This window comes from Candidatus Paceibacterota bacterium, from assembly GCA_035652395.1.
GTDB lineage: Bacteria > Patescibacteriota > Minisyncoccia > Phycocordibacterales > CAJBRS01 > JADGRH01.
The window spans coordinates 188,836-207,060 of sequence record DASRDX010000009.1 but is presented as its reverse complement, the minus strand read 5'-3'; the positions used below and the strand labels follow the sequence as shown (position 1 = coordinate 207,060).

At 42.2% G+C, this 18,225-nt stretch carries 17 protein-coding genes and 1 tRNA gene; 3 read left to right on the top strand and 15 right to left on the bottom strand.

The window, feature by feature from the left end:
• The first annotated feature begins 45 nt into the window (after positions 1–45).
• The gene (locus VFA52_01330; GenBank protein HZS42838.1) at positions 46–1,056 is read left to right on the top strand and encodes a serine hydrolase; all 1,011 of its coding nucleotides are present in this window, start codon (positions 46–48) and stop codon (positions 1,054–1,056) included.
• Here the strand turns inward: VFA52_01330 and VFA52_01325 are convergent, their stop codons facing one another.
• The 7 genes from VFA52_01325 to VFA52_01295 are packed head-to-tail and all read right to left on the bottom strand — an operon-like array spanning position 1,057 to position 6,147.
• Entirely contained in the window at positions 1,057–1,620 is a 564-nt protein-coding gene (locus tag VFA52_01325; protein HZS42837.1) for a hypothetical protein, read from the bottom strand.
• Positions 1,617–2,192: an NAD(P)H-dependent oxidoreductase gene (locus VFA52_01320; GenBank protein HZS42836.1), complete on the bottom strand. Its 576-nt coding sequence runs from the start codon at positions 2,190–2,192 to the stop codon at positions 1,617–1,619. Before VFA52_01320 ends, VFA52_01325 begins: the two co-directional genes overlap by 4 nt.
• Position 2,193: 1 nt before the next feature.
• Positions 2,194–2,418: a hypothetical protein gene (locus tag VFA52_01315; GenBank protein HZS42835.1), complete on the bottom strand. Its 225-nt coding sequence runs from the start codon at positions 2,416–2,418 to the stop codon at positions 2,194–2,196.
• 17 nt (positions 2,419–2,435) lie between these two features.
• Positions 2,436–3,740 (bottom strand): glucose-6-phosphate dehydrogenase, encoded by a 1,305-nt coding sequence (locus VFA52_01310; protein ID HZS42834.1) that lies wholly within the window; start codon positions 3,738–3,740, stop codon positions 2,436–2,438.
• A 20-nt stretch (positions 3,741–3,760) separates the two neighbouring features.
• Positions 3,761–5,074: a DUF5667 domain-containing protein gene (locus tag VFA52_01305; protein HZS42833.1), complete on the bottom strand. Its 1,314-nt coding sequence runs from the start codon at positions 5,072–5,074 to the stop codon at positions 3,761–3,763.
• Positions 5,058–5,600: an RNA polymerase sigma factor gene (locus tag VFA52_01300; GenBank protein ID HZS42832.1), complete on the bottom strand. Its 543-nt coding sequence runs from the start codon at positions 5,598–5,600 to the stop codon at positions 5,058–5,060. The genes VFA52_01305 and VFA52_01300 overlap by 17 nt, the downstream gene beginning before the upstream one ends.
• A gap of 49 nt (positions 5,601–5,649) precedes the next feature.
• Positions 5,650–6,147, bottom strand: a complete 498-nt coding sequence (locus VFA52_01295) for a PH domain-containing protein (GenBank protein ID HZS42831.1) — start codon at positions 6,145–6,147, stop codon at positions 5,650–5,652.
• 42 nt (positions 6,148–6,189) lie between these two features.
• Here VFA52_01295 and mltG point away from each other — a divergent pair, with 42 nt between their 5' ends.
• Complete coding sequence (gene mltG, locus VFA52_01290; GenBank protein HZS42830.1) at positions 6,190–7,035, top strand: endolytic transglycosylase MltG; 846 nt, start codon at positions 6,190–6,192, stop codon at positions 7,033–7,035.
• On the opposite strand, the gene VFA52_01285 is transcribed toward mltG, so the two are convergent.
• The 7 genes from VFA52_01285 to uvrA all read right to left on the bottom strand — a co-directional run bounded on the left by VFA52_01285 (position 7,025) and on the right by uvrA (position 15,315).
• Complete coding sequence (locus tag VFA52_01285; GenBank protein ID HZS42829.1) at positions 7,025–7,375, bottom strand: diacylglycerol kinase family protein; 351 nt, start codon at positions 7,373–7,375, stop codon at positions 7,025–7,027. The two genes, mltG and VFA52_01285, sit on opposite strands and share 11 nt — an antisense overlap.
• A 96-nt stretch (positions 7,376–7,471) precedes the next feature.
• The gene (locus tag VFA52_01280) at positions 7,472–8,935 is read right to left on the bottom strand and encodes an AAA family ATPase (GenBank protein HZS42828.1); all 1,464 of its coding nucleotides are present in this window, start codon (positions 8,933–8,935) and stop codon (positions 7,472–7,474) included.
• A gap of 130 nt (positions 8,936–9,065) precedes the next feature.
• Positions 9,066–9,138: transfer RNA gene (locus tag VFA52_01275), tRNA-Ala, on the bottom strand.
• 99 nt (positions 9,139–9,237) lie between these two features.
• A complete protein-coding gene (locus VFA52_01270; protein ID HZS42827.1) occupies positions 9,238–9,582 on the bottom strand; it encodes a hypothetical protein in 345 nt (114 codons plus the stop codon).
• A 28-nt stretch (positions 9,583–9,610) separates the two neighbouring features.
• Entirely contained in the window at positions 9,611–10,585 is a 975-nt protein-coding gene (locus VFA52_01265) for a D-alanine--D-alanine ligase (protein ID HZS42826.1), read from the bottom strand.
• 273 nt (positions 10,586–10,858) lie between these two features.
• Positions 10,859–12,148: a UvrB/UvrC motif-containing protein gene (locus VFA52_01260; GenBank protein HZS42825.1), complete on the bottom strand. Its 1,290-nt coding sequence runs from the start codon at positions 12,146–12,148 to the stop codon at positions 10,859–10,861.
• 560 nt (positions 12,149–12,708) lie between these two features.
• Complete coding sequence (gene uvrA / locus VFA52_01255) at positions 12,709–15,315, bottom strand: excinuclease ABC subunit UvrA (GenBank protein HZS42824.1); 2,607 nt, start codon at positions 15,313–15,315, stop codon at positions 12,709–12,711.
• A 606-nt stretch (positions 15,316–15,921) separates the two neighbouring features.
• On the opposite strand from uvrA, the gene VFA52_01250 reads away from it, so the two are divergent.
• Positions 15,922–16,113: a hypothetical protein gene (locus VFA52_01250; GenBank protein ID HZS42823.1), complete on the top strand. Its 192-nt coding sequence runs from the start codon at positions 15,922–15,924 to the stop codon at positions 16,111–16,113.
• A gap of 33 nt (positions 16,114–16,146) precedes the next feature.
• On the opposite strand, the gene uvrB is transcribed toward VFA52_01250, so the two are convergent.
• Positions 16,147–18,189 carry an excinuclease ABC subunit UvrB gene (gene uvrB / locus VFA52_01245; protein ID HZS42822.1) on the bottom strand — a complete coding sequence of 681 codons (2,043 nt, stop codon included), beginning with the start codon at positions 18,187–18,189 and terminating at the stop codon, positions 16,147–16,149.
• Between the last annotated feature and the right edge of the window lie 36 nt (positions 18,190–18,225).

The window sequence follows — 18,225 nt, the reverse complement described above, 5'->3', positions numbered from 1 at the left end:
TCTATATTAAGGACCTAACAAAGGCAAAAATGATAAAATATTTATATGACAGGGAGCAAGTCAGGTCCCAAAAAATTAATGGCTCTAAGCGGAATCCTGATTTTTCTAATGGGTTTATTGATGGGTTTTTTTCTTTTACCTCTCTTTTTTCCTCGACAATTGCCGGTCTCTCAAAGTATTCGTTTATCAGATCCAAAGAACAAATTAATCTCTCCGTTTTTATTGTCAGCTGATTCCCCTACTACCGAGGATTTTCAACTGGAAGATCATCTGAGGCTCGCCAGCTACGATTCTCTGAATACTTCCGGTTTTGAGGCAATCTCCATTTATTTTCGTGATCTGAAAAGCGGTATTTGGGCAACTGTTAATTCTGAAGCTCAATATGACCCCGCCAGTTTATATAAGGTTCCAGTGATGATAGCTTGGTTTAAAGAGGCTGAAACTAAACCGAATATTCTGAACCAGAAAATTCTATATGAAGGTGGCCCTTTAGATAATAAAGGCTTAGCTTTTAACACCTTAACTCCTGGCACTTATTACACTATAAATGATCTGATCAAAATTATGATTGAAAAATCGGATAACGATGCCGATGATATTTTGGAAACCAGTCTTGGCACAACTACTTTAGATCAGATCTTCGTCGATTTAAATATCCCATTACCAGATTCCTCCTTACAAGTTACGGCCAAAGATTATGGTCGTTTTTTCAGACTTTTGTATAATTCCACTTATTTAAATGAAGATTACTCGGAACGAGCTTTGGAGCTTTTGGCCTCTACTGATTTTAATAGTGGTTTAGTGGCAGGTGTACCAGCCGGGATTACTGTCGCCCATAAATATGGCCAATATCAAGATCAGGCTGGCACTCGTCGAGAACTCCATGACTGCGGTATTATCTATCATTCTACCAATCCTTATTTGCTTTGTGTTATGACTAAAGGAGATGCGACAGTTAATAATTCCATTTTCGAATCAGCGATTCGAAACATATCGAGTGTTGTCTACGATGTTGTGGATAATCATCAGTTTAATATTCCAAAGCCCCAGACTTAGCTAGGAATGAATATCCATGAAGGTTACGCCTTGGGGGATAGCGAATTTCAAAGGATCAATCGTCCACTCACTGCATTTATAAGTATAGTTTTGATCCAAATTAACGGCAGCGCCTTCAGATTGTTTGGCTGTCTGGAAAAGACTGTCCGGCATTTTCACTCCACTATTTCCAGTCCAAAGGTAAACTTCTCCGTCTGTTCGAAGAATGGCTGTTTTAAAGTTACTGCTTTTGCTGTTAATAGCTAGATCTCCTCTCAAATTATTTCCAGAAAGATAAAGTGTGCCGGAGATGGAACCGGACGAGCTAAGACCGCTAATATCACATCTTTTAATTTGATTAGAGAAAACCAGACTGCGCAAAGTAGCGCTTCCTGAAGCGCCTGAGAGCGGCTTAACCGAGCCGCTTGGAGTAGAACTTGAATCCACAGAAAGAAGAGTCTGCTTTGTTGAAGAAGCGGCCGGAGCCAGGACTGGATTTTTTGGAGCCACCAGATAGAAAATGCCGATTAAAATTAAGATGGCTATTAGCCCCAAAGCAATTTTTTGTAAGGTAGAGATTTTCATTTAGCGTTTTGACCTAGCTGATAAATTTTTTGCTTCCACGTCTCAATATGTTCTGCCGACATGTCTTTCATCGGTCCGATTTTTTTAATGCGAACCGGATGAATGCCGGAGAAGCGAAGGATGGCACGGCCGATTTCGTTTGTGGAATCCCCAAAAAGAATGCGTTGAATCATTGGCCAGCTATCCATGGTAATGAAAACATGGGCCGACTTGCCGTGAAGCAGACCGTGCCAACCCATATTGTCCTTATTGAAGTGATAAGCAAAGCCGGGTAAAAACATCCGGTCAAACATACCTTTCAGCAAAGCCGGCATGGAAGACCACCACATGGGATAAAGGATGACAATGTGATCAGCCCATTTCATCTCTTCCTGAACTTGTAGGAGATCCGGCTCAAGAGCTTGAATAACTTTGTATCCTTTGTGAAGAATTGGATCAAACTGCATTTCCCCGATATTCATCCGGCGGACTTCATGACCAGCGCTTTTGGCGCCTTCCTCGTAAGCGGTAGCAAAAGAGCCGCAAAAGCTTTCGTTGTCCGGATTTCCCTGTAGGATAAAAATTTTGGCCATTTTATTTCATTAAACTCTGGAGTTCGCTCTGATGTTCTTGCATTACTTCCATCACCGCGCTTATCTGATCTTTCCCCGACTTAGTCTTTTCAGCTATCTCATCGGCAATTTTCCGGAAAAAATCCGGATTATTTTCAAAGAGAGTGGTAATTTTCTGGCGTTCCGCTTCCGGCAGATCTTTTAATCGGCTGGCCAGCATTTTTCGCATTAATAAATCTTTCAACATTGATTAAATTTAGCAGATTAGGAAGGGAGAGGCAATTTAGAAGATATTTCTTCGGGTCGGCTGCCTCTCGTATATGGAACGAGAGGCAGCTTCTTCCAATTTTCTAAAATGGGGGTAATAAATCGCCAAGCCGCTTCCACTTCGGCGGTGCTATTGAAAATAGCCTGATCTCCCAGAACACAGTCCATCAATACTTTCTCATAAGCCTCGGGGGTTTTTCCGACAGATTTATTGTAATTAAAAGTTAGAGATGATTTTTTATCTTTAAAATAGACCTTGATTCCCACTGAATCCTCGTTTAAGGCCTTCCCTGCCTCCAAGATAAATTTGGTTTTATTCCAGTGAGCTTTATCTAATTTTACATCTAGATGAAAAAAGGTCTCGGTTTTTGAATCTGTTTTTACGCCTCTTTCCTTTAGGTAGCCGATATATTGCCCCTTTATCACTCGATTCTCCAGATCTTTTTTGGAAATAGGTTGAAGCTTTTCTAAAATTTCAGCTCTCGCCTTTCGAATTTCTTTAGCAACCATCTTTGAGGGCTTTTTCATGACAATAAGAGCAAGCATCTGAAGCAAATGGTTTTGCCCGACATCCCGCAAGGCTCCGATTTCATCATAAAAGGCTCCCCGATCGTTTACACCCTTCCTTTCCAAAAGCTGGATTTTAATTTTTTCAATATTTCTATCGTTCCAGATTTTCTCTCTGGCGTTTCCGGTAAATCGAAACTTCAGAATTTCCTCTGAAGTCCCTTTGCCTAAGTAATGGTCGATTCGGAAAATCTGGTCTTCTTTAAAAAGTCGACTTAGCACGAGGTTTAACTTCCGGGAAGTTTTAAAATCGTGACCAAATGGTTTCTCAATTAAAACCCTAGTCCAGCCGAGGCGCCCACCACAGGGAATAGTCAGGCCGGAATGGGAAAGATTTTTGGCGATGGTCTCATACCAAACCGGCGGCACGGCCAAATAAAAAAGTTTGTTGCTGCATTCGCGGAAGATCTCATCATCAATTTTCAAGAGATGTTCCCCAAGTCTTCGATAATCAGAAAGAGGTTCGAAATGACCCTGGATATAGTTAATATGCGAAAAAAATTGAGATAGATCAGTTTTTGAAGGCTTTAATTTCTCCAGACTTTTCTCCAAATACGCCAAAAATTCGGGCCGTTCAATTGGCCGACGTGAATAACCAATGATTTGAAATTTTTTTGGCAATTTCCCGTACCGAAAAAGATTAAAGAGGGCCGGAATTAATTTATTTTCTGCCAAATCCCCGGTGATACCAAATATTACAAAAGAAACCGGCATTTTTAATGCTTGGTTTTTCATTTTATTATTCGGTCAGTATATCAAATGTGGAGCGAGCTGTTGGAACCTGAATTATTTAAAGGAGGAATTGGAAGAGGAATTGGCGCGGGCGGCGGCAACGGGACCGAAACATTGGAGTTCGGCGGTGCTTGCTCTGTTGGTAAGCCATTAACGCTGAGATTTACACTAGCGCTCTGGCTCGCCGAAATACTGGAACCAGAATTCGAACTCGTAGCCTTCGATGAATGATCAGAATTAGTAGAGGAAGCTCCGGACTTGGAAGAAATTGGGTTAACTTTCACATCCAGATTTGATTGATCATTTTCAATGACTTTTAATTTCATTCCGTTATTGTGGTCCTTTTTGTTAAGAATGTTCTGAAGCGATTCTACCTGAATTTGACTCTGAAGATAATTGTGGCTCGAGATGAGTAAATCAGCCGCTTTGGAAGCATCGGTAAAAGCCTCTGTGTAATTGTCGGCAGCAAAGGCCGCTTTAGCCTTGGCCTGAAGATCAATGGCAGTCTGAAGATCGTCAGCAACTGAAAGTTGAATATCTGAACTTAAATTGGCATTTTCAGCCAGAGAATTTTTAAGATCGGCAATTCGCAGATCGTTTCGATTAAGCCGTACTTCCACTACATGCGGCGTGGTGCTGGCAAAACTCAAAATAGCCCATATGGATGTTGAAGCGTTATCGGCGGCAGCCAGTTTCGTCTCGGTTGAATTCAAAGTTAGGTCAATGTGTCCGGCTAAAAGATTAAGATTGGAGGCACTCTCCGAAGGAGTAATCCTAGCAATCTGATTTAGGATATTTCGGTGAATTTCCAGATTATTGTGGAAATCCATGGCGATGCTGTAGGCCTGATCATCACTATTTTGATCGGAAATTTCATTTAGATTATTCTCAAGACCATTGGCGTGAGCGTTGAAATCGGCCACCAAATCCGCCTGAGTAGAGGAACTTAATTTACCTTCCGCTCCCAAAGCTTCGGCTTCTTCCAATCGAACTAAAGCGAGTTTGGCTTCGTGTTGGGCTCTGGCAGCGGGGTTAGTGGCAAAGAAGCCTTCCACTCGTTCGTTCACTTTAGTTTTAAAAGGATAGAAAATATCTCCGGGCAGAGAATCCTGGGCGGCGTAAGAGGCGCTGCCAAAGACTAGAAAGACGGCCAGTACTAAAACTTGGATGCGGCTGAAAGAAAAAGCCGAGAAATAAGGAGAACTTGTTAAGTTAAAAGATGCTACCGGCTCTTTCGCTGTTACCATATGCAAATGACTAGCGATGCGGCTCTTTTCGTCGCTTGTCATGCCAACTTCCTTGGCGTATTTAATGAATTGATTAAATTGGTTGGGCATTTTGGTTTTCTTGCGTATGTCGTTCCTCTTCGCTTAATATATTTCTTAATTTTTCCATTCCGCGATGTAATCGAACGGAAATATTATTTTCTTTCTCCTTTAAGACTTCGGCAATTTCTTTTATTGATAATTCTTCCACGTATCTCATCATGATAACGTCGCGATAAATCGGTTCGATCGATTCTACCGCCTTCAGGGCAATGGCTCCGTCCATATGATCAAAGAGGCGTTCGCGGCGGTCAAAGCCAGGATCAAAACCTGCTTCCTCAAGCTCATCGAGTGAAACCATTTTCTTTTTTCGAAACCAGTCGATAATGAGATTGTTGGCAGTTTTATATAAAAAAGCTTTGAGGTTGCCGATATCCTTCCCTCTTCCAATGTATTCCCACGTTTTGACAAACGTGTCCTGCACTAAATCCAAAGCCTTTTCTCTATTCGAGGTTTTATAGAAGCAGTATCGAAAGATTGCATCTCCATAGAGATTGTAAGCTTCCATAAATTCCTCGCGTTTTAATTTTTTGACCATATCTACAGACGTAAACTGATGGGTTTTCTTACAAAGAATTCCCGTGATGTTATTTCTTTTGATCCTTTATTTGAGCCATTAAAACCCCCTGCAAGCCGTTGGCAGCCTCTCTTCTTAAACCTTCAATGTGCGGTTCCATGCCAAGAAGAGCTGAATTGTTGGTATTGATGTGAAGATCCCAAATTCCGAGCAATAGGTCAAAAATATCGCGGTCAATGGTTACTGAAGTAATTCGGTCATATGGCACGGTGATTTCCCGAGGAAAAATCGGGTCTTTTTTGATGATGACGTAGTCGGCCGTCAAATCGTAAAAATAAGAGCTAAAATAAGCCTTTTCGTAAAAGAAGGCCACCAGGAAAATGAGAACAATCAGCCCTCCAATTATCTCGGCCGTCAGGTTAATATCGAAATCAAGGGCTAAAATACCCGAAAAATAAAGGACAATTAAGAGAATTACCAGAAGCAAGGTAGCTTGGACTACCCGCTTAAAGATCAGTAAGCGACTAATGGGAAAGTTTTTACGAGTCTGACTAATTGGGGCGGCCATAATTTCTTAAGGAGACTTTCTTATTATATACTATAAGGAAAATTGCCAAAAAAATCCCCTCAACAAAGAAACAGGAAGAAAACTCTTGTTAAAAAGCCAATAGCTTTGGGTATTGGCGTTCTTTTATTGATTCTTTTGGTCGCTCGCGTCTCCTACTTTTTATTTAATGGCGCGAGCTTTTTCGAAACCTATCAGAATCTGGCTAATCCGTACGTCCGGGTCGTTCATATCAGCGCCGGCCTGCGCAAAGAACAAATTGCCGACATTTATGGCAATGCTTTGGCTTGGAATGCCTCAGAAAAATCAGCTTTTTTGGCTGCTGGCAATACTTCAAGTAGTCATAATTTTGAAGGGTACTATTATCCTGATACTTACCTAGTTTCCCTCGGCGAGACCGGCACTTCAGTTAGCCAAAAAATGATAAGTAAATTCAATCAGGTAGTGGCCCCGCAAGCCAGCAAGTCAAATAAGAAAATTATCAACGTCGATACAGCCGTTAAAATCGCCTCAATCATTCAACGGGAAGCAGCCGGTCCGCAGGATATGAAATTGATTTCGGGAATTATCTGGAATCGCCTTTTTGAGGGCATGGAATTGGATATGGATGCTACTTTGCAATATGCTAAAGGCAATAGTCAGAATGGCTGGTGGCCCCAGGTTGTACCGGCCGATAAGAAAATTAATTCGCCTTACAACACTTATAAAAATGAAGGCCTTCCGCCGTCGGCCATTTCAAACCCAAGTTTGGCTGCCATTCAAGCAGCTTATAATCCTCAGGCTACCGATTGCATATTTTATTTCCATGACGCCAACCGTCAGATCCATTGTTCAGCCACGTACGCCGAGCATGTGGCCAAAATTAAGCAGTACTTTAGTCTTAAAAGTTAAGGTGGTGAAATAAAAGAATCGCGCCAACCAAAATGGCTGCAATCACCGTTAATAGCACAAAGAAGGCGCAAATATCTTTTATTTTACCGATGATCGGATCGTATTTCGGTTCCAGTTTGTTAAGAGCGTCTTCTAAAATGGTATTGATAGCTTCAGCTGCTAGAACCAGAAAGATGGTAAGAATAATTATGGCAAACTCAAGATAAGAAAAGTGGAGAATGGCGGCCGTCGCTAAAGCGACGGCCGCCACTCCCACCTCAACCCTAAAATTTCTTTCTTCCTTCCAGACAAATTTAAAACCTTTGAAGGCATAGGCAAAGCTTTTTAAGATGGAAGACATATAAAATAGAACGATAATCTAATGTGGACATTATATCAAAAAGTTGGAACCAATTACTGACCCAAGTGAGACTGAATTGAAATCAGTCAGGAAATATCATTCCGAAATCAATGCTTTTAATAAGTCAATTCCAATAAAATTTACAATACTTGTAGGATTTCCCGACTCGCTATCAATCTTATTATCTTTTATTATTTGACCAATTAGTTGTCCTGTATTTTTTCTCCACCACTTTTTATCTCCAGTTATTGATTCATTTAGCTCATCCACTCTCTCTTTAATATCATCATTGAGCCTATCTCCAGTATATATTTCTGCCACAGTCTTGGAATATTTAGCTAAATAGTTGTCTGACAGAATACAATTTTCCAATTCATGACATTTTGTCTTAAAGCGGCGGACATATTTTCTGTCATCAATCTCAGATTCGCCCCGATCCTTATCTCGGAGAGAAATTACCACATAAGTATTCTCAGACTCATCACATAATGACTTAAGCAATTTTTCTATACCGTTTTCTATCTTTTTCATTTCTGAATTACTTTTGCATTCGTGCACATACGCATGGACCTTTCCATCCGATGATTTAATGGCTTGCATCCACACTTCCTCGTCATCCATACCTTCAACTAATAAAATCTTATGATTAATGAGAAGTTGCAGTGCAAAATTACTTCCCATTATTTCTGCCATATCTTTGATGGTTTCGCGCTTACTCTCTCCTCTTAATTCTGTTGCATCTTCATGCATCCAGATTATTGCAGTTTCATTATCTTTGATATTGGCCACGAAAGTTGTGCTATGGGTGCCTATTATGACTTGGATTCCATATATTTCTACTAATTTATAGATAAATTTTAGAAATTGAATTTGTAAATCTGGATGTATGTGAACATCAGGCTCATCAATAACAAGAATTTTGTGTTGGTTTTCAGCTCTATTCCAGTTAGCCGTAATTAAACAATCTAAGGCAAGCGTAAATATTTCAATTTCGCCACTACTGAGAGAAGCAAAATCAATCTCTGCCTTACTTTCTTTTCCTATTACGGATAAATTTGTTCTCTTTCTGATGACCGAATATTTTTTAGGAACAATTGTATTAAGTGCCTCTATAATTTTATCAATCTTTAGTTGAGGTCTATCATCTCCTTCTTTATCATCGCTCGCGAGATTGGCCAACAGTCGTTCGTATCTTGAAGCTACCTGCTCTCTAAAGTTTTGAGAGAATCGCTGTATTTGACTCTCAAAAACAAAGTTATCATTTGCTGCAATATTTGTCGCTACATTACCTTCTAATCTATAATTCCCCCCTCTTTCAGCGGTAATTTTTGAAACATCAATTGAAATGGAGTTGGCAACCGTTTCATTGAAAATAATCTCCAGATCATTTGATTGCACCACCTTACTTCGTAACTTTTGAACTAGACTGTTTAATAAAGTGGTTTTACCACAGCCATTCTTGCCCATCAAAAAAGTAAGAGGCTTTAGTTTGCTGACGTCCCAATGATTTCCTCCTAGATAAGCAGGACGAGATATGTTTTTGATTTCTTTAATATGCATAATTAAATGAAAATTCTCCCACAATTTTCAAGAAATCTTTGTTCACATAAGAGGGACGGGTTTTGGAAATGCTAATTTGGCTCTACCTTTAAGGGTTTTGAGTTATCGGAACATATCAACTCTTCTCTTGTGGACCCGAGAGGATTCGAACCCCCCACCCCCTCAGTGCAAATGAGGTGCTCTACCAAATGAGCTACGGGCCCAGTAAAAGAAGAATATAAAACCTGAGGCAAAAAATCAATTTCCATTTCATTTTATAGTCTGTTATTAAAATAAAAACGCCTCTTCTCAGAGACGTCAGCTTAAGGAATTTTCCGCAGACCTTCCTCAAGTGCTTGCTCGGCTCTCCTGTCATATTCAGCCGAGCGATTAGCTGCTTCTCGTGACAAATCTGACTTGGAAACTACCCACTCCAAACATTCACTGCAGGAGCATTCGGGATCATCGTGTGGTTTTCCGATTAGTAAACCATCTGAACTGGCTGATTTATCCGTCTCCGTTTCTGGAGCGATATCGCCAGACCACTTTGGTATCGGTCCTTTAACTTGGCAAAAGCCACAGCCTTCTTCTTTACCACAAGGACAACCGGGAATAGTTCTGCCACGGTGCTTTTTTGAAGCCCTTTTAGATTCGTGTTTATTAGCCATAATTGAACTTTCCAGTTCAAATATTAGACTACTTTCTGTTCATTGCAAGACCAATCACATGTTCCAAAAATTCCGGTAAATCCGATCCGACAGTTCGCAGGGCTTTGGGGAAAAGAGATTCACTAGTTAAGCCAGGCAAAGTATTAGTCTCTAAAATATAGATACCCCGGCGCGGATGAACAATAAAATCCGAACGAGAGTAATGTCGAAGGCCGAGAGACTGGTGAGCTAAGATGGCTTGCCGCTCCAATTCATTTTTCTCATCATAACTAAAATTTCCCGGGCAAATTTCTTCTGATTTACCGCTATATTTGGCTTCCAAATCAAAGAATGATTTATCTTGCGGCGGCCGAATTTCAATTACCGGCAGAGAATAGGAATCTTTGCGACGAAAATTATCAATTACTCCGACTGTCGCTTCCTTGCCGGAAATATATTCTTCGATTAACAAATCGGAAAATTTATCGGCCGCTTTTGCTAAGCCGTTATAAAGGTCGTCAAAACTTTTGACTAATGAGACACCGACGGAGGAACCGGCTCCGACCGGTTTAATAATGAGAGGCATCGGGAAGCTCCGAAAAACAGTCAGCGCTAGCTCTTCTAGATTTTCATCTGGAGAGATTTTGAGAATTAAAAAATGAGGGGTTTTTAATCCGTGCTGATTATAGATGTATTTCGCCCGTGCCTTATTCATGGCCAGGGCGGCCGGCAGCGTTTGAGAGCCGGTATATGGGACGTTATGAATATCTAAAATCTGTTGAACCTTCCCGTCTTCCCCGTATTCCCCGTGCATGGCGTTGAAAATTACGTCTACTTTTTTTAAAGTGTCCGTCGGATCGTGGCTCAAGCCGTCAATATGCCAAGTTCCGTCCTTGTCTACAAAAATATCCACGCCTTGGTACTTTTCAGGCAGGCTTTTTAGAACGTTTGATCCGGTTTGGAGTGATACATCGTATTCCGATGACGGGCCACCGCGCAGGACTCCGACTTTTATTTTTGCCATGAAGAAATTATATCACTAAAAGAAAAACGGTGACGCCGGCAGGCACGTCACCGTCTATGACCTTCATTCCCGGAGGAATGATAGGAGGAGAACTTTAAAATTGAGGAGTGGGAGATGAAAACACTTTCCCGAGTATCCTTCAATCCCCCACTCCATACCGAAATTCGACGGCAGGCGCTCGTGCCTCGACTGACTGACGAGACGCCTGCCGCATGCTGATCTGCACTTGTCCAATCACTAGCATAATTCAATCTTTGGTAAGATGTCAACTTTTTATAAAAATGATTTCCGGCGCAGTTTCTTGTGGTATTTGATAGTGAAGCGATGAGCCTCGCTATTTAGGAGTAAGATTTCTTTTTCATATTCCCGAGCGATTTTTTCGTCACCAATGATTCTTTCGGGTTGGTGGCGGTCGTCCTTGACGACCGCCACCAATTTAACCGGATAATCTAGCGGATTCTCTTCCCTATTTTTTACTTTCTCTAAGACGGCCTCGGCGGCATTCAATTGAGCCGTGCTGCCATCCAAGACAATAACGTCAGGCCAAAGCCATTCAGGATGATTTAAACGCCTTTCCATGGTTTCGGTTAGAGCGGCAATATCATTCACACCTTTATTGCCGCGAATCCGGAACATTCGATAATCGGCTTTTTTAATCTCACGATCTTCTGAAACTACCATTACGCCGGTGGTATTCTTACCGCCCATATGCGCGATATCATAGGCTTCCATCCGAAAAGGTCTTTCATAAACAACATCCTCAACATCCCGAGGCGCCTTAATGAGAGAAACATCCTGAATGTGGCTAAGAGCGTAAATGGTTCGCTTAATTTGATTGGCCCGCTCAAATTCCTGACATTTGGCATAGAGCTTCATGTCTTTTTCTAATTGTTTAATTAACTGGCCCTTTTTGCCTTGGAAAAAGAGCCTCAAATGATTAATGGTGCGGGCGTAATCCTTTTTATTAACTTCGCCTGTGCAGACACCCGGACAAAGACCGATCTGGCGATTGAAACACGGTCGAGGCGCGGGCTTGCCTTGCCGTAGTTGGACGGAGGCAGGGACGCATTTATCATCCCGATATGGAAAAATTCGCCGCACAATCTTCATCGCCTCCTTCAATTGCAAACCATGAGGATATGGTCCGAAAACGTATTTAGCCTCCAAATCTCCCAGCGCATATTCCGGATTAACATGAAAAGAATGCTCTCTCACCAGCCGTATTCGCGGAAAATCTTCCTTGGTGATAATCACATAATTGTAGCTTTTATTATCCTTAGCATCAGTGTTGTAGTACGGCTGGTGCTTCTGAATCAGATTGCCTTCCAAAATCAGAGCGTCCAAAACTGAATCCGTCTTACAGAAATCAACGTCATCAACTTTTTCCATCATATCGGCAATTAAAAGACCTCGGGTTTGGCGGAGATCTTTGCCTAGATAACTTCTGACCCGATCTCGAAGTGAGGTAGCTTTGCCGATATAAAGAATTTCCTTTCCACGTTTAAAAAAATAAACACCAGGTTCATCGGGAAGTTTTTTTAATTGCTCTAAAGTAATTGACATATTATTTAAATACTATAACGTTTCATTGGAATTGTATGCCACTATCTAAAGAAACTTCCATTCAAAGAGGTCGTAAAGTGACCAAAAGAATAGCAGAGATCGGCTTCCCTTTTCAAACCCTTCGACTTAGCCATCACTCTGAGGAAAGCCGAAAAGCTACTGAGATTTGGATTCAGCGAATGAGGAACCTCAAAAAAAGGCACCCTTCAATTAATTTTCAGAAAGCTGTTCTGCGTTGTCCACTTCTGGATATTCAGGCGAAAGTCAAATGATTTTCGCTTTTTATTTTGTAATTTTCCTTTATTTGCCAAAAGCATTGACATTTCTGAAATTTGTTATATTATAATTCAGGAGGTGATACTTATGAAATTCCTATATGCTTTCGGATCAAGTCTCGCTGGAGGTTTGGCAACGTGGGATTTAACCCAAAATTGGCATGCTGCCGGGATGGTGGGGGTAGCAATCTTCCTTTTTTGTTGTCACATGCACCGACTTCATCGAGAAGCTCTAAGCAAATAAACAAAGTGCTCATAACAGCTCGTTCTTCACGGATCGAGCTGTTATTTTTTCTTCAAAACCTTTTTTAAATATTCCCCGGTATAGCTCTTATCATTATTCGCCACCTCTTCGGGCGTGCCTTTGGCGACCAGTGATCCACCACCATCTCCCCCTTCCGGTCCAATATCAATTATATAGTCGGATGATTTAATCATGTCCATGTTGTGCTCAATGACCATGACAGTATTACCCCGCTCCACCAACTTCTGCAGAATCTGAATCAGTTTCTTAACATCTTCGTAATGCAGCCCGATCGTTGGCTCGTCTAAAAGATAAATCGTCTTCTGTAAATGCGGTCGGTATAGCTCGGCTGAAATCTTCACTCGCTGAGCTTCACCACCGGAAAGAGTAGTAGCCGATTGCCCCAGTTTTAAATATCCGAGCCCCACTTCATCCAAAGTATGCAGACGATCGTAAATAGATGGAATATCTTCAAAAAATTTCAAGGCTTCTTCCACCGTCATTTCGAGCACGTCGTAAATATTTTTCTTTTTATACTTCACTTCCAAAGTCTCTTTCATGAAGCGTTTGCCGTTGCAAACATCACAAGTAACGTAAACGGTTGGTAGGAAATGCATTTCCACTTCAATGAGACCATTACCCTGACAAGTCTCGCATCGGCCGCCTTTGACGTTGAAAGAAAACCGATTGGCTTTCCAACCTCGGGCCCGAGCTTCAGGAGTGGTGGCGAACATATCTCTAATGTGAGTGAAAGCGCCGGTGTACGTTGCCGGATTGGACCGAGGGGTACGGCCGATAGCTGACTGATCGATTAAAATGGCGCGACCCAAATATTCCGTACCGGTAAAACTGGCGGCATTGAAAGTTTTGGCCGAGCGATATTTTCGATCAAGTCGGGCCCGCAGATTTTCATAAACGATTTCATACATGAAGGATGATTTACCCGAACCGGAGACGCCAGTGATCATAATGAGTTTGCCGAGCGGAATATCCACGTTCAGATTTTTGATATTGAAAACATGCCCACCTCTAATGGAAATCTTGCCCTTCTCGGCCGTTCGTCGATTTTCCGGAATTTCAATCTTAATTTCTTCTCGAAGATAATCGAGAGTCAAGGAACCGCTCTTGTTAGTTTTGGCCGTCAATAACTCGTCTAAATAACCTGAAACGACAACGTGACCGCCATGCACCCCGGCGCCCGGCCCAATATCCACAATGTAATCAGCGGAGTAGATAGTATCTTCGTCGTGTTCCACCACTACAATGGTGTTGCCAGTATCGCGGAGATTGAGCAGGGTTTTTATTAGGCGATCATTATCCCGCTGATGAAGGCCGATGGTCGGCTCGTCCAGTACGTATAAAGCGCCGACCAGGCCCGAGCCCAGTTGGGAGGCGAGGCGGATTCGTTGAGCCTCGCCTCCGGAAAGAGTGTTGGCCTTGCGATCCAAAGTCAGGTAATCGATTCCAACATCATTCATGAAATTCAAGCGGGCCTCAATTTCTTTCACTACAACTTTCGAGATTTCTTTCTCCTTGGCGGAAAGTTTCAGATGACTGAAGAAATTCAGAGCGTCTTTAATCGACATTTCCGTGAGCTTTACAATATTAATTTTTCGTTCGCTCAAAAAGACATGCAGAGCCTCTGGACGAAGACGAGCTCCGTGGCAAACCGGACAAGGCTCATTGCTAAAGAAATAACGAGTACCGAGGCCGTTACATTCCGGACAAGCCCCGTAAGGTGAATTAAAAGAAAAAAGTCGCGGTTCGATCTCGGGAAAAGAGAAGCCGTCAAAAGGACACATGAATTTGGAAGAAATCAAATAATCTTCTCCAAGAGCCTGAATGCGAAGCAGGCCGTCAGATTCTTCAAGCGCTCTTTCTATGGCTTCATTCAGGCGCTCGTTAAAACTGGTAGCAACCTGCTTGTCTTTGGAGTGCATTTCTGAAATGAAGAATTCATCCACCACCACATCGATGTCGTGCTTTTTATTTTTTGACAAAATAATCTGGTCTCGGAGATTCTTCATCTGACCGTCCACCCGCACTCGCTCGTAGCCTTTTCCCAAAAGATCATAAAGAAGCTGATAATACTCGCCCTTTCGGCCGACAATAAGCGGGGCCATAATGGTAAATTTCAGATCGTTATAGGCCACCCCCATTACTTTCTTTTCCGATTTGGAAGTATCGATTTTGCTAACCGTATTGAAAATAGTTTCCAGAATTTCCTCCTTTGAAAGCTTCTTGATTTCCCGCCCGCAAACTAAACAGTGGGGCCGACCGATCCTCGCATACAAAATACGCAAATAATCGTAAATCTCCGTAATAGTTGCCACCGTTGAGCGCGGATTATTTGAGCGCGACTTCTGATCGATCGAGATAGCCGGTGAAAGACCGATAATTTCATCCACGTCCGGTTTCTGCATCTGACGCAGGAATTGTCGGGCATAGGAAGAAAGCGACTCAACATAGCGTCTTTGGCCCTCTGCAAATATAGTGTCGAAGGCCAAAGACGACTTACCGGAGCCGGAAAGGCCGGTAATAGCAATCATCTTGTTGCGTGGCATTTCTACCGTAATATTCTTTAAATTATGGGTACGCGCGCCCTTAACAATTATTTTGTCTTCAGTTTTTTTATCGTTTTTGGCCATTTTTGGTGATCTTTGTAAAACAGAAATAGCCCGCCTGCGGCGTTCTATATCTAAATATGACGAGCTCATTATAAACCGACTAAAGAAATTGTAAAGAAAATATAAAAAGCTTTAATTACAGAGCATTTTAGAAATTTTATTTGACAGAACCTCTTATCCAATTTCTACTACCTTATCCCCATTGACGTGGTTTTTCATTCTGGTACATTTACTCACCAGTCGTTAGTTCCTTAAAGCTAATAACTTGGGAGTGTGCATAGCGCGCACCACCTGTGGTAGGGGTAGCTCGAATCGCAGAGAGGAAGGCTCGCAAGAGTCGAATCAAAACGGTTCTGATTAAATTCAAGAGCTTGCTGGCAAGGTCCCTACACTGCAAGGTGCAAGGGCCAACCAATACACGAAAGCGAGTGGTTATCGCAAAGATTCGAATCCGCAAGGAATCGGAGCGACGCGGTAAGTTAAGCAAAAGCTGGGTGCTCCAACCCCGCTGAGATGTTGAGCAGCAATGATCAACAAATCAGTTCTGACTAGAGATTCCAACCAATCGTGGGGAATTTCAAAGGCGGATAAGCCGACGATTAAACACCGACGGTTTAGATCCAGGAAATGTCTCAAGAAATTGAGCCAGAAATGGAAGCAGTTCCAGACTTAGGTCGGGAATCAACAAATGGAGAATGGTACGCCCACGTACTCAAGTTACTTGGAGGGAGTGTTTTTCAGACCTCAGGGGTTTGTCGAAAGATGAATTTCAGGGGAGGTAAAGAAAATACGAAACCTCGTAACGCCGGTAAGATTTGAAGGCGTGTATCGAAAGATACACGCCTTTTCTTTTTAATTATTTGTTTTGATTTTGGACGTTCTCCCTTCCAACTTAAGCGTAAGCTCTTTGATTTCGTCTCTTAGAATGGCAGCTGTTTCAAAGTCTAAAACCTTTACCGCATCATTCATTTGTTTTTGTTTTTCCTCAATCAATTTCTTGGGATTTTTCTGAAAGCGAGCTTCATCAAATTGCAGAAGCATTTTAAGAGTCTTTTGGTGTTCGCTTTGGATTTGCTCCGTAATATCCTTAATATTTTTAACAATAGTCTTTGGAGTAATACCGTGTTCCTTGTTATAAGCCGCCTGTAATTCTCGACGACGTCTGGTTTCATTAATGGCTTTATCCATTGAGCCGGTCAGATTATCCGCATATAGAATTACGCGGCCTTCAGTATTTCGAGCGGCCCGTCCAATGGTTTGAATAAGAGAAGTTTCAGAGCGGAGAAATCCCTCTTTATCGGCATCTAGGATACCAATGAGGGTCACTTCCGGAAGGTCTAGTCCTTCGCGCAATAAATTGACGCCGACAATGATGTCAAACTTCCCTCTTCGGAAATCAGTCAAAATTTGAATGCGATCTAGAGTTTCGATTTCACTATGAAGATATTCGGCCTTAATTTTTTTCTCTTTTAAGTATTCACTCAAATCTTCGGCCATTTTCTTGGTCAAAGTTGTCGCGATCACTCGGTTGCCTTTTTTTACTTCAATTTCGGCCTGCTCAATGAAATCCTGAATTTGACCTTTGTAGGCTCCTTTTTCTATAACCGGCTTTACTTCAATCAACGGGTCAACGAGGCCAGTCGGACGAATGACTTGCTCCGCCACCTGAGAGCTGTGTTCCAATTCATATTTTCCTGGAGTAGCCGAAGTATAAATTGTCTGGCCCACCCTTTCTTCAAATTCGGCAAATTTCAGAGGGCGATTATCTCGAGCGCTAGGGAGTCTGAACCCGTGCTCTACTAAATTTTGTTTTCGAGAAGCATCACCGGCATACATACCGCCGAGTTGAGGAACAGTGACGTGAGACTCATCGATAATAGTAAGGAAATCGGCGCTACCATCCTTCTTGTGAGGAAAATATGAAAGTAAGGTATCAGGCGGTTCGCCCTCCTTTTTGCCGGAGAAATGGCGCGAATAATTTTCGATACCGTTGCAATAACCGATTTCGCGGATCAGAGCCAGATCATAATTGGTGCGACGCTTCAGTCGCTCGGCTTCGAGCAGCTTTCCTTCTTTCTGGAACTTAGTGAGCTGCTCTTCCAATTCGGCCTTGATATCTTCAATAGCCCGCAATCGCTCGTCTTCCGGCGTGACGAAATGTTTGGCTGGAAAAAGAAAGAAAACATCTATCTCTTCTAAAATTTTTCGGGTAATGGCATCCACTTTCAGGATGCGATCGATCTTGCCTTCGGCAAGATCGATCTTATAAATAACTCTTTCATTAACCGGCATAACCTCCACGGAATTGCCGAGCGCTCGAAACTGACCGGGTGAAAGATCGGCATTGGTGCGGTCAAAATAAATATGGATGAGCTTGCGAATCAGATCGGCTCGATCCCCAACTGCTCCCTTTTGAATGCGCAGGTGAACCTTTTCATATTCCACCGGCGAACCCAAGCCGTAAATACAGGAAACGGAAGCGACGATAATGACGTCGCGACGGGTTAGAAGCGCCTGTGTGGAGGCGTGACGCAGGCGCTCAATTTCTTCATTAATTTGAGCCTCTTTTTCAATATAGGTATCAGTTACCGGTAAATAAGCTTCCGGCTGATAAAAATCGTAATAAGAAACGAAATAGTGTACGGCATTATCAGGAAAAAACTCCCGATATTCCTGTGCCAATTGAGCAGCTAAGGTTTTGTTGTGAGCAATAACCAGAGTAGGTTTTTGAACCGTAGCGATAATATTGGCAGCCGTAAAAGTCTTGCCGGAGCCAGTAACGCCAAGCAAAGTTTGGTGGCGATAGCCTTTGCCGACCCCTTCAATTAATTCTTTAATAGCCTTTGGCTGATCCCCTGCCGGTTTGAATTTTGTTGAGATTTTGAAATTTGACACTTTGTTATTATATACGGCTCAGAAATAAAACAAGGT